The following is an 11,348-nucleotide window of genomic DNA, read 5'->3' as shown; positions in this document are numbered from 1 at the left end:
GGGACAGGCCACGGATACGGCCCGGACTACGTCTTCGACCTCAGTCGAACCTCCTTCGACGTCTTCACTCAACACAAGCGACCTCATGTCGCAACGGACAGTTCCGATACCCGACTCCACCATTAGCCCGGCCCGGTGGTGCCCAGGCCTCCCTCCTCGCCGAGGTCGGCAAGCTGGAGGCCGAACGCAACAGGGACCTCACCTGGCAGGTCTGGCAGGACTACAAGGCCGGCCGGATGCCCGCCGGCCCCGGCGCCAAGAGCCTGCTCGACTTCTTCGCCTTCGTCGACACCCACACCGGCGCTGAACCCGGAGCGCCGGCCACCAAGCGCGGAGACCAGGAGGTACTGAACCTCCTGGCCCGGCGCGCGAAGACCCTGCATCTGGGCACCGCGAACTACTGCTGGCTACTTGCTGGTTCGCCGACCCCGCCAAGGCCCTGTGCCTCAAGCTGGCCGGTACACCGGCCGCCGACCGGCCCCTGGTGGGGATGTGCGACGCCGCGCGCTGCCCGCAGGCCACCCACCATGCCTGCCACCGGCCGGTCTGGGCCGCCGGCGCCGAGAACAAGAAGGCGTTCATCGCCGCGATCGGCCGCAGCCAGCGAGTGGAGAAGAGCGGGCTGCAGCAGGAACTCGACCGCGATATGCGCGTCCTGGAAGCCATCGACACCGCCCACAAGAACGGGGTGTGAGATGGCCCGGATCACCGAACAGACCCGCTCCCGCAACCGGTGCGATCCCAAGACCCTGGCTGCCGAAGCCGGCGTCACCCGTACCGCCTTCTACCCGAAGAAGAACCCCGACGGCACCACCAGACCGGGTCCCTACCGGCACCTCGCCGCGGAGGTCACTCGCCGACTCAAGGCGACGCAGGGCGCAGGAGGGACCCCGGACCCGCGAGACTCCCGGATTGCCCGCTTGAAGGACGCCAACGCCGTCCTGGCCCAGCGCCTCCAAGCCCAGGAGAAACAGCTCAAGGAACTCATGGCATTCCGACAGCTGGCCCTCTCCCGGCTCGCCGCTCAGCACCTGGAGATCGAACGTCTACGTGCCCAGTGCGTAACACGGGCGCAGGACCCCGCCCAAGCGGTCAGGCGGCTGCTGCCTAACGCATCCCTGGGGACGGTGACGTCCATCACGCCCCCAGCGACCCCGAGGCGACAGGAAAGCGACAACGCCGGGGGGGCCCGATACGGGTAGGCCTCGCTGCTAGCGCCTGGCTAGTGTTGGAAGAGTACTTCCGGATTGTTCGGCGAGGGGCCGTCCAGCAGCGGACTGTGGATCCCCTTCAGCGTCCGGTCGAAGAACGCCGTCACGTACTCGCGGGTGATCACCAGCCCGCGTTCCGGGGAGAGGCCCTGCGTCGGGAACCCGGCCTGCTTCTTAAGCAGGTCCAGGTCGCTGAAGTCGAAGTGGTCGGCGTCGGTGACCGTCAGCCACTCCTTGTAGCCGCCGAGGGCGGCCCATGCCTGCTCCCACGTGGTGTTGTGGCCGCCGGCCGAGTGGTTTTCGGCCGTGCCCAGCATGAGGAACGGCCGGTTGATCTGGCCGGGCATCGGGGTCGGGTGGAAGGTGCCGTCCATGTTCACTCCGGCCCGTACTCGCGGGTCGGCGATCATCGCGGCGGCGGCGGACGCTCCGCCGAGGGAGTGTCCGGCCATGCCGATCTGGTGCTTGTCGATGAGGTGGGCCAGGCGCCACGCGGTATTGCCGTGCGTCAACTGGTCGATCACGAAGGACACGTCCGTCGCGCGGCTGGCGACGACGGAGTCGAGGTTGAGCGCCGGGTTGTCGCAGATCACGCACGACGACGTCTGGCCGTTCGCCAGCGTCTCGCCGCTGTCCTCGTTGGTGTGGCCGACGAGCGCGACGACGTAGCCGTGGCTGGCCAGGTCGGTCGCGAGCGCGGTGAGCGTCATGCGCGGGTTCTCGTGCGCGGCTGAGAGGACCACCAGCGGATACTTGCCCCTCTGCGGCCGCGCGCCGTCGAAGGCGTGGGTGGTGACGCCGGCAAGGGTCTGCGGGGTGACGCCGGAGCTCGCCGGCGTCTTCTGGCGCTGGAGGATTCCGGCTGCCTCGCCGAGGGTCATGTAAGGGGCCGGCGTCCCGGTCCCGGGGACGGCCGGGTAGATCATCGTGACGGTCAGTTGGCGGGGGCCGGATGACGGCACCCACGGGTCGGGACGGTTCGCGTCGGTGAGGTGGATGACCTCCTTGCCGGCGGCGTAGGCGCCGGTCGGCGCGGGGAGCGTGCCTTGGAAGGACCGCGTGGGCGCGGTGGCCGTGGCCGGTGCGGTGTCGAACGCGTGCGTGGCCACCGGTGTGGCCGACGGTGTGGTCGTGGCGGCGAACCCGGTGCCGGTTCCGGTGACGATGGCGGCGAGCGCCAGCGCCGCGACAGCGCTGATACGGCGATTGCGTTTCATGGGATCGACGCTAGGTTCCGCAGCTCCTCTGTCGCGTCGGCCGGTGGATGCAAACACTCTGATGTCGTTCGTAGCCCCGCGAGGTACCGGAGTAATCCGCCGGGAGTATGTCGTGCGGCGCGGGTTCCCTTCGGCGGCATCGTCGAGCGCCACCTTCGTCTTGGCCTACGACGAGCACGACGCCAAGCCCTACCGCTGGATCTACGACGGCAGCCCACTCAAAGCGGCATGAACCCCCGAAGGATCAACGCGGCGCTGCACTAGTCCTGTGAGACATGTTGCTCGCGGGACACGGGCGTGCCGGAACAAGGCTCGCGGTGGGCGGCTCGATCCTGGTCACCAGTACCAAGTCGGGTGCGGCCGCGTACGTGGACGACCGCGCCGCTCACCACGCCGGCAACTGGACCAGCACCCTCGCCACCGTCAGCCTCATCTGGATCCATCTGCGGACCACCTACCCGATCGAGTCGACCTTCGCCACCGTCCGCCATCGCACGAAGGTCGGCAAAGGCGCCGGCTCCCGTGCCGCCGGGCGGGCGATGGTGTTCAAGCTTGTCGAGTCCGTCCAGGCCCGCTGGCGGGCCGTCAACGGCGCCCACCTCGTCCCGTTCGTCCGCGCCGGAGCACGCTTCGAACGTGGCCGGCTCGTGGAGCGCCCCGGGGGGCCTCGCGGCCTGATTGTCTCAGCGCCTCGAGGGCCGCTGCGGGGCGCACACGACAGCGCGCTACTGCTCGAAACCGGCGCGCAGGGCCTCGATGAACCAGGCGAACACCGGCGCGAGGCTTGTCGGGGCGGGCCATCCGTTGATGACGGCCAGGAGGTGCCAGTAGCGTTCCGCGCGCGAGTCGTTGGCGACCTCCAGGCGTGTCGACAGCCAGCGGCGCAGGTCAGTGTCGTCGGCGCGGCCGAAGACCTGGGCGTAGCGGGCGGTGAGGGCGTCGATGATGGGTGCTGCCGCGGCGGAGGTGGGGGCGATGCCGGCCGTGAGGGCGTGCCCGACCTGTTCGCGGACCGTCTCGGTGAGGTCGTGGTGCAGTCCGGTGGTGTCGCCCTGGGCGCGTTCGGCTGCCTGGTGCTGTGCCATCCGGCGCACCGCGGTGCGGAAGTCCGGGTCCTGGGTGAGTTCGGCGAGTTCCACCCATGCTTCGACCTGATCCGGTTCGGGGTCGTCCGGCAGGTCGGGCATGGCCGAGCGCATCATGTCCACGAAGTCGGGGTTGGCGTCCAGGCCGCCGAGGGTGTCGTCGATGAAGTCGTTGACGAGGCGTCGGCGCTCGTCGTCGGAGAGTTTCGCGAGCTTGTGCATGAGGTCTCATAGAGCCGGTAGCCAGCCGGGCTGCGGTCAGTCGACGGCACGATCCCGGTGTCGGAGTAGAACCGGATGGTCTTCACCGTCAGCCCGGTCCGCCGGGCCAACGCTCCGATCGTGTACAGCGCGTCGTCGTCCATGCCCCCACCTTCGCGTCTCCCCCTACTGGAGACTCAGGCCCATCCCCCAGGAGACCCCGCCGGCGTGGGACGGGCCATCCCTGCCTCATCCACGGGTCTTGACAGTTGCTCTGCTGCACGACCGGCTGGACCTGTGGCATTCACTGCCCAGCAAGGAGTGGAACCGCTGGTGGAGCCTCTCCCAGGTATGGCCCCGCCCATGAACGGCTAGCGGTGATGGGTGGGGAGTGACTCGTCCTCGGCAGGCCTGGATCCGATCGCCGACACAGCGAAGGGCCTGCCTCCTCGGCGTCGAGCCAAGGAAGCAGGCCCTTCCGTGTTTTCGGGGCCGGAGTCATAGCCCCTGTACGGCGGGGGTCTTCCGGGACCCATGCCGCGGGCTGCCACCGGGTCAAGAGCCCTGGCCGGTTGGATCCCTGTGCTCCAAGGACCGGGCGACGTGAGCGTACAGGCCGCAGTGTCACGGGCCTCACCGTGAGCTCGCGTGTAAACGCCGTTTACACACGGGCGGAAGAGAAGCCCGAAGACACACGGCCGCAGGATGTGCCTAAACCAGCATGGCGCCACTATGGTGACGCCATGATGACTCAAAACTCTGGAGGCGGGCGGGAAAAGGTTGCGTCGAAGCTTCCCGTAGCCCTCCGTCAGGAACTCAAGACCCGGTCGGCGCAGCTCGGGATCGACATGCAGGACGCTGTCGCCCAGGCTGTCGAGCAGTGGCGTGTCCGGCCGGCCACGGACAACCCGACCGTTGACACGTCCGGGGCCGAGAGCTGGAACACCTGGCTCCCCCCCGGCCTGTACGACGAGTTCAAGGAGGACTGCGCCGGTCGTGGGATCTCCTTCGTCCAGGGCCTCGCCCAGGCGATCCGCGTGTGGATCGACTCACACAACGTCTCCCTGGCCGAGCTGGCGATCCCCAAGTACACCCGGCGGATCGTCGTCTGCAACCAGAAGGGCGGAGTCGGCAAGACCACCATCGCCGCCGGGACAGGCCAGGCCATAGCGCTCGGCCTGCCCGCCAGCACAGGCGCTTCGAAGCTGCCTGCCCTGCCCGGGCTGCGCACCCTGCTCGTCGACTACGACCCGCAGGGCCACCTGACGTCTCAGCTCGGCGTCAAGCAGACCCCGCCGGGTGAAGAGAGCCTGGTGACCCACATGGTGGACCGGGACCGCGTCGTCGGCTCACTGCTCGACCAGGTCGTGGCCATCGAGCCGGACCACTTCGAAGGCCGCCTCAGCCTGCTGCCCTCAAGCTTCGATGCGTTCCTGCTCGACTCCCGCCTGGGATCCGTCCGCGGCCCCCGCGAGACCAGCCTCCAGCGCGCCCTCGCCCCGCTCGAAGAGCACTTCGACGTCATCGTGATCGACGCCCCGCCGAACCTCGGACTGGCGATGGACGCCGGTCTCTACTACGGGCACCGCCGCAAGAACGAGGCACCCGGCACCTCCGGCGTCCTCGTCCCTGTGGAGGCTGAGGACTCCTCCGCCGACGCCTACGCCATGCTCGACAGCCAGATCCGCACCGTCAGCCTCGACTACGAGGTCGACATCGACCGGCTCGGACTCGTCGTCAACAAGTTCGACAAGCGCAAGGGCTACGTCGCCACCCACTCCCTCGACAACTGGCAGTCCCTGGGCACACCGCCCGTCGTCTCCGTCGTCCCCGACCTCAAGGAACAGCGCGAGGCCGTCCACGTCAAGCAGCCGCTGCTCATGTACGCACCCACATCCATCCAGGCACAGCGCATGCGCGAGATCCGACGGAGGCTCTCGTGAGCATCGCCAAGAAGCTGCAGGGCGGCGGCGGGTCGTTCGGGGCGCTGGCTCAAGGCGCCGCACGCGGGGACGAGGTGCGAGCGCGCAGCGAGGCGCTGGACGCGACGGGCCGGGTGCGGCGTGCGTCGTCGGCACCGGTGTCGTCGATCGTTTTCAACCCGCTCAACCCCCGGAAGACCTTCGACAGGGAGTCGATCGGTGAGCTCGCCGAGAGCCTGGCCCGTCGGCAGATCGTCCCCGTCACCGTGGTGAGCCGAGGCGCGTTCCTCGACGCGCACCCGGACCAGTCGGATGCGATCGGCGAGGCGGACTTCGTCGCTCTCGATGGAAACCGGCGTCTGCGGGCCGCGCAGCAGGCTGGGCTCAAGACCCTTCGTGTGGACCTCAACGACGACTTGGTCTCGCGTGCCTCGGACATGGTCGAGGCGGCTCTGATCGCCAACGCGCACCGCGAGGACGTGTCGCCGTTCGAAGAGGCTCAGGCGATCGAGCAGCTGCTGAACACGGTCTACGAGGGCAACCAGGCCGCCGTCGCGCGGGCGCTGGGCAAGTCCCGTGCCTGGGTCGGACAGCGGCTGGCCCTGCTCCACCTCTCTCCGGAGCTTCAGGAGCAGACAGGAACCGGAGAGCTGGCCGTCGAGGACGCGCGCAGGATCGGGGCTGAAGCCCGGTCAGGGAGAATCACCCCGGCCGAGCAACTCGAGCGGGCCGAGGCCGCGAAGCAGGCGGCCGCCGAGAAGCAGGCCGCGAAGGCGGCGCGGACGGCCAAGCGCGCGGACCGTCCGGCGGGGGAGCAGGCGAGCGATCGCCCCTCGGCACCTGCCGCCGGGAACCACCGCGCCGGTGACGGTGTAAACGGCGTTTACAGGACGACTGCGCCCCAGCTCCAGGACGGCAGCTCATCGGAACAGCCTCCGGGTGTAAACGGCGTTTACACCTCCGGCCTACCGGACCAGCGCGACGCCGGCATCGATGCGAGCGACCGCATCACGTATTCGGCGGAGGAGTTCCCCGCAGACATGGTCCGGCAGGCTCAGCAGGCCGGCGGGACGACGGTTCCGCCAACTGCGACCGGGGTGCCCGACTGGCGCGACCTCGAGGGAGTGGCGACCTGGCTCTGCCGCTTCCTCCAGCCCGACGAGCTGAGGGTTGTCGCCACCAAGGTGCTGGACCGGCTTGATGAGTACGCACCGGAACGGACGGCCGGCGGCTGATCAGCACGGGTTATGACCGACGGCCTGGGCACCGTGAAGGTGCCCAGGCCGTTCTGTCCTCGCCGGACCGGGGCGGTGTAAACGGCGTTTACACGCCGGGCGTGGCGCAGTCGTCGGCGGGTGGCTCGCAGGGAGGCTCTGTGATGTAAACGGCGTTTACGCTTCCGTCCGGCGGGCCAGCACGATGTCCGTGCAAGTCGGGTGTCCTACCGCAAATGGGGACAGTCGCGTCATATGCGGATCGTTGACATGTGCAAGCCTGAAAAGTGAGGCACAGAAAGGCCACTTGGGCGGCTTCTCAGGGCATGGCTGGCGTGTAGGGCTTCTGGGCTGACGGATAGGCAGCCACGGACCCCTTCCAGGGATTTTGATCATGAAATCTCGTGTCTGCGCCTGCATGGCCCGATCCCCTCACGCCGGAACTGGCAGGACAGGGCCCACGAGGGCGGGAAGCTGGCCGGGCAGCAGACCGCGTTGTCGGACGTCCTGCACGCTGCCTGAATTCGGGCCGGGGAGCACCGCACGGGTGGCCCGTAGGTAGCCCGCTGTTCCCAGCGGCCGTCGCTGTCGTCCTCGTGCCCCGGGGGGCGGCGTCGTTGAACCCGGGTGGGTGTCCCGATCAGGATGCGCGGCGAGGCCCTGCCTCATACACCCGCCCCGTGGCGCCGGGCTGGTGCCCGGCAAGCCGGGACGGCCCGCCGGATTCGGCGGGCCGTCCCGGGGATCGGGTCAGTACCAGTTGGTGCAGGCGATGTTGTAGCCCCATTGGGGGTTCGCGTACGGGCTGCCCGCCCATTCGGCGGCTGAGCAGGCGCGGTACCACACGCCTCCGTCGTCGTACTTCGTCGGCAGGGTGTACCAGCCGCCAGGGCCCACGTACCGCCGGTCAAGGAAGCTGTTCCAGGTCCGGCCGCCGTCGAAGGACTGCTCGGGCCGGCCTGAACCTGACGCCGGGGCCGCCGCTGAGCCCGGCCACGGGCCAGGTGCAGGATCCTCGGCCAAGCCCGCCGCCGCCTCTGCTGCCGGATCCGCAACCAGGGTCCTTTCTCCCGCCCGGCCTGAGGCCGAATCCCGTCCCCGTGCCGCTCCGGCCGCCTCCACCTCCGTTCCGGTGGCGCCGGCTTCAAGAACGGCCCCTGCAGTGCCGTCCCCCGGGCTGGTCGGCGGAGCGGACGGCTCCCGGCCACGTACCGCCGGCGGTTGGAGGCGCTGGCGGACCCCGGCGCAGTGGGCCGCTCTGCTGGCGTTGCTCGCGGCGGTGGTGGTCGCGAACCGGTACCAGCAGCCCCGGCACGGCGAGGACACCGCCGCGCCCGCGGTCACTGCCTCGCCGGACGGCCTCTCCCTGCCGTCCGACCCCAACCTGCCGTCCCCGTCCGGGGTCCCGACCATCGCGGGAACGACGCCGCCCGGAGAGGGCCCCGGCCTGCCGTCGGCCCCGGGTCCGGCGCCTACCAATGGTGCCGCGGCTCCCGCGCCTGTCCCCGGCCGCACCGCGTCCGCGACCGCGAGCGTGCCTGCGGCACCCGGCGCCGCACCGACGGCGGCCGCCGCCGGCCCCACCGTCGCCGCCACCGGCAGCCACCTGTACCGGATCGCCCCGGACCGTACGGCCGTCGAGGAGTACACCGGCAAGGACGGCGCGTGGACGAAGGTCGGCGGCCCCGCCGGCCGGATTTACACGAGCGCGACGACGCTGTACGCGACGGACCCGGCCTCCGGTGACATCGAGCAGTACGACCGTGCGCGCGGGACGTGGACGCGGATCGGGGGCCCGGGGAGTGGTTTCGCTGCCACCGGTGACCACCTGTACGGGGTGAGTGTCGATCATCACGGGGTCTTCGAGTACACCGGTACCAACAGCGACTGGAACCAGATCCGCGGCGCGACCGACCGCATCTTCACCAGCGGCAGCACGCTGTACGCGACTGACATGACCACCGGCGACATCGAACGCTACGACCGCAGCCGCCGGACGTGGACGCGGATCGGCGCCCCCGGCAGTGGCTTCGCCGCCACCGGTGACCACCTCTACGGGGTGAGCGTCAACCACTTCGGGGTCTTCGAGTACACCGGTACCAACAGCGACTGGAACCAGGTCCGCGGCGCGACCGACCGCATCTTCACCAGCCGCACCACCCTCTACGCGACCGACGCGGCGACCGGCGACATGGAGCAGTACGACCCCGCGCGCGGGACCTGGACCCGCATCGGCGCTCCCGGAGCCGCCTTCGTCACCACCGACGACCACCTCTACGGCGTCAGCCCCGACCACTCCGGCGTCTACGAGTACACCGGCGCCAACGGCGCCTGGTCCAAGATCGGAGGCCCGGTCGCGCCCTGATCCCGGCCCTGGCATCGCCTGAACGCCGGGCGGGACCGACAGCCGATCGACCCACGGTGCCGAGTCGAACCCGAGCGCGGAGCAGCCGGCTGACGGGTCCTCGCAGCAGTCACCGACAGGAGAGCGGAGATCCACCGTGGCCACGCACGCCATGCCCTGCCCGCCGGCCACAACTGCGGCCGCACTCGGGCGGCGCTGGCGGGTGCGAGGCCCACAGTGACCGCCGCCGTCGAGACCCCGCCCTTCGGCGGCGTTCCGTTTGGGTGTCGCAGCCGTACGCGCCGCAGTCCGCCAGCAGGGCCCCCGGCCTGCTGCGCACCTACTCCACGAGCTGCTCCACGCTTGGCGCCGAGGACTTCGGATTCACCTTCGGCCCTTGGGCTCGGCCGGCAGACCGGGGGGAGAGGTCTGCCGGCCGAGCCCGTGCACCGCCCGCCCGGGCTTCTTGTTGCCTCGATTCGCGGGGGCAAACATCGGCGTTCCCTGCAGGCCGCCCGGGGCGGGACTGCTGCGTCGGCTGCCGAGTGCGCGCCGCCTTCTACGAGGCGGTGCGTCGGTGTCGTGTGGTGTGTTCGAGGGCGTGCTGGAGTTGGCCGCGGGTCATGGTGGAGCGGTGGGGGATGTCGAGGTCGGTGGCGCGCTGGTAGAGCTCGGCCTTGGTGAGCTGGGACAGCTGCCGCTTGCCGGTCGCGCTGGTGCGCTTGCCCGTGGCCCCGGTGCGCTTCGACGTGGACTCGGCCGCGGCCGTCTTGGTGCTGCCGGCGTTGGGGGTCTTGGCGGAGGTGTTTTCTTCCCGCCGGTCTGCTTCGGGGAGTGGCCGGCGCGGGCGGCGGGGGCCCGGCGTGTGGGCTTGGCCGGGGGCCGGTTCGTCGGCCTGGTCCTGGTCCTTGTCCTTGCGGGCGCTGTCGAGGCTGCGGCGCAGGGCGTCCATGAGGTCGATGACGTTGGTGGCCTCGGGGGCGGGGCCGGTGGAGACGGCGATCTGGCGGCGGCGAGCTTGTCCTCGTGCCGGTGCGCTCGTTGACGCGCTTGTTGCGGACCCGGTCGGATGTGCCGCGCTGCAGCTGGTGGAGCGCACGTCGTGGGACTGCGTGGCCGTGTACAGGGCGACCGGCCCGGTGACCTGGTTGTGGACGCGGTCTCGGTTGACCGTTGACCACCGGCGGGCATCCGCTGAGGCTGACGTGTCGGTTGTGCGGGCCGCTACTTCAACTCGAACAGCAGCGAGCGGACTTCGGTGTTCCCCGTGTTGTGCGTGGAGTGGTCCACTGCGGGGCTCCACATCGTCTCGCCAGCCGCGAGCGAGACCTCGACGGTTTCGCCGGACTCGTCGGTGAAGGTCACCTTCCCATCTGCGAGGTTGTAGACGAGGTTGTCACGATGGTGGTGCATGGCTGACGTGGCACCAGGCTGGAGTCGGGCCTCGAGAAGCCGTACCCGATCGTTCTCGAAGAGGATCTTGTATACATCAGGTGCTACCTGCACAGCGTCAGCTGCCATGGGGATCTCCTGGTTGAGGAGTGGAGCGTCGTTGACCTGATGGCGACGGTAGTTCCGGGCGCACGGCCGTGCACGGGGGGACAGCCAGACCGGTGACCCGGAGGGCCGTCAGGCCGGACGTCATGCGGTCGCGGGTCAGCCGGCCCGGCCGTCGTCCTACAGGTTCCGCAGCCGCTTGGCCGCCTCCCGTGTGGCCTGACCCTGGTCGCCGACGCCAAACGACACGGCGTCACCGTCCTGCCCGTCGACGTCAACCACAGCGACGCCGCTCCCACCCTCGAAGCCACCACGGCGGGCACCGGTCCCAGCATCAAAACCAGCAGCGCTGCGGGCGGTGCCGGGGGAGAGCGAGGGGCCTCTGCCCGGCCCGCGATCCGTCTCGGGCTCGCCGCGGTGCGCGGACTGGGCCCGGAGCACGCAGACGCGATCGCCGCCGCCCGCCCCTACTGCGACCTGGAGGACTTCGCCCGCCGCACCGCCCTCCCCGCGCCCGTGCTGGAGGCCCTCGCCACAGCCGGTGCCTTCGCGAGCCTAGGGGCAATGCCGGTGACTTAAGTTGTGTCTCGCTGGGTGATCGTGGCGGTGGCGGGTTGGGGCGGTGGCCAGTTGCGGTGTTGGGCGCGTTTGAGGGGC

Annotated in this window: 10 protein-coding genes and 2 pseudogenes; 7 read left to right on the top strand and 5 right to left on the bottom strand. The window is 70.0% G+C overall.

Annotated elements, in window-relative coordinates:
- The first annotated feature begins 490 nt into the window (after positions 1-490).
- Both ACZ51D_RS43155 and ACZ51D_RS43150 read left to right on the top strand, forming a co-directional pair.
- Positions 491-694 (top strand): hypothetical protein, encoded by a 204-nt coding sequence (locus tag ACZ51D_RS43155; protein ID WP_465665773.1) that lies wholly within the window; start codon positions 491-493, stop codon positions 692-694.
- A 1-nt stretch (position 695) separates the two neighbouring features.
- Complete coding sequence (locus ACZ51D_RS43150; protein ID WP_465665771.1) at positions 696-1,202, top strand: hypothetical protein; 507 nt, start codon at positions 696-698, stop codon at positions 1,200-1,202.
- Positions 1,203-1,222: 20 nt separating this feature from the next.
- On the opposite strand, the gene ACZ51D_RS43145 is transcribed toward ACZ51D_RS43150, so the two are convergent.
- Positions 1,223-2,428: an alpha/beta hydrolase family protein gene (locus tag ACZ51D_RS43145; RefSeq protein WP_465665769.1), complete on the bottom strand. Its 1,206-nt coding sequence runs from the start codon at positions 2,426-2,428 to the stop codon at positions 1,223-1,225.
- A 434-nt stretch (positions 2,429-2,862) separates the two neighbouring features.
- On the opposite strand from ACZ51D_RS43145, the pseudogene ACZ51D_RS43140 reads away from it, so the two are divergent.
- Positions 2,863-3,087 (top strand): annotated as a pseudogene (locus ACZ51D_RS43140) (IS256 family transposase); the annotation flags it as partial.
- 66 nt (positions 3,088-3,153) lie between these two features.
- Here the strand turns inward: ACZ51D_RS43140 and ACZ51D_RS43135 are convergent.
- Positions 3,154-3,878: pseudogene (locus tag ACZ51D_RS43135) on the bottom strand (MerR family DNA-binding transcriptional regulator).
- A 582-nt stretch (positions 3,879-4,460) separates the two neighbouring features.
- On the opposite strand from ACZ51D_RS43135, the gene ACZ51D_RS43130 reads away from it, so the two are divergent.
- Positions 4,461-5,657 (top strand): ParA family protein, encoded by a 1,197-nt coding sequence (locus ACZ51D_RS43130; RefSeq protein WP_360505595.1) that lies wholly within the window; start codon positions 4,461-4,463, stop codon positions 5,655-5,657.
- The gene (locus ACZ51D_RS43125; RefSeq protein WP_465665767.1) at positions 5,654-6,871 is read left to right on the top strand and encodes a ParB/RepB/Spo0J family partition protein; all 1,218 of its coding nucleotides are present in this window, start codon (positions 5,654-5,656) and stop codon (positions 6,869-6,871) included. The genes ACZ51D_RS43130 and ACZ51D_RS43125 overlap by 4 nt, the downstream gene beginning before the upstream one ends.
- A 729-nt stretch (positions 6,872-7,600) precedes the next feature.
- On the opposite strand, the gene ACZ51D_RS43120 is transcribed toward ACZ51D_RS43125, so the two are convergent.
- Complete coding sequence (locus ACZ51D_RS43120; protein WP_465625770.1) at positions 7,601-7,747, bottom strand: hypothetical protein; 147 nt, start codon at positions 7,745-7,747, stop codon at positions 7,601-7,603.
- 265 nt (positions 7,748-8,012) lie between these two features.
- On the opposite strand from ACZ51D_RS43120, the gene ACZ51D_RS43115 reads away from it, so the two are divergent.
- Entirely contained in the window at positions 8,013-9,215 is a 1,203-nt protein-coding gene (locus ACZ51D_RS43115; RefSeq protein ID WP_465665765.1) for a Kelch repeat-containing protein, read from the top strand.
- 538 nt (positions 9,216-9,753) lie between these two features.
- Here ACZ51D_RS43115 and ACZ51D_RS43110 read toward each other — a convergent pair.
- Both ACZ51D_RS43110 and ACZ51D_RS43105 read right to left on the bottom strand, forming a co-directional pair.
- Positions 9,754-10,146, bottom strand: a complete 393-nt coding sequence (locus tag ACZ51D_RS43110) for a hypothetical protein (RefSeq protein ID WP_465665763.1) — start codon at positions 10,144-10,146, stop codon at positions 9,754-9,756.
- 272 nt (positions 10,147-10,418) lie between these two features.
- A complete protein-coding gene (locus ACZ51D_RS43105; RefSeq protein WP_465625776.1) occupies positions 10,419-10,715 on the bottom strand; it encodes a cupin domain-containing protein in 297 nt (98 codons plus the stop codon).
- A gap of 195 nt (positions 10,716-10,910) precedes the next feature.
- Here ACZ51D_RS43105 and ACZ51D_RS43100 point away from each other — a divergent pair, with 195 nt between their 5' ends.
- Complete coding sequence (locus tag ACZ51D_RS43100; protein WP_465665775.1) at positions 10,911-11,270, top strand: helix-hairpin-helix domain-containing protein; 360 nt, start codon at positions 10,911-10,913, stop codon at positions 11,268-11,270.
- Positions 11,271-11,348: the final 78 nt, after the last annotated feature.

Source organism: Kitasatospora sp. NPDC033851, assembly GCF_055576085.1.
The sequence above is the reverse complement of the archived record's forward strand: the minus strand, read 5'-3'. Positions and strand labels throughout refer to the sequence as shown.

Coding starts and splice junctions, on each gene's coding strand:
- ACZ51D_RS43155 (WP_465665773.1), top strand. CDS start 491: ATGTGCGACGCCGCGCGCTGCCCGCAGGCCACCCACCATGCCTGCCAC.
- ACZ51D_RS43150 (WP_465665771.1), top strand. CDS start 696: ATGGCCCGGATCACCGAACAGACCCGCTCCCGCAACCGGTGCGATCCC.
- ACZ51D_RS43145 (WP_465665769.1), bottom strand. CDS start 2,428: ATGAAACGCAATCGCCGTATCAGCGCTGTCGCGGCGCTGGCGCTCGCC.
- ACZ51D_RS43130 (WP_360505595.1), top strand. CDS start 4,461: ATGACTCAAAACTCTGGAGGCGGGCGGGAAAAGGTTGCGTCGAAGCTT.
- ACZ51D_RS43110 (WP_465665763.1), bottom strand. CDS start 10,146: ATGGACGCCCTGCGCCGCAGCCTCGACAGCGCCCGCAAGGACAAGGAC.
- ACZ51D_RS43105 (WP_465625776.1), bottom strand. CDS start 10,715: ATGGCAGCTGACGCTGTGCAGGTAGCACCTGATGTATACAAGATCCTC.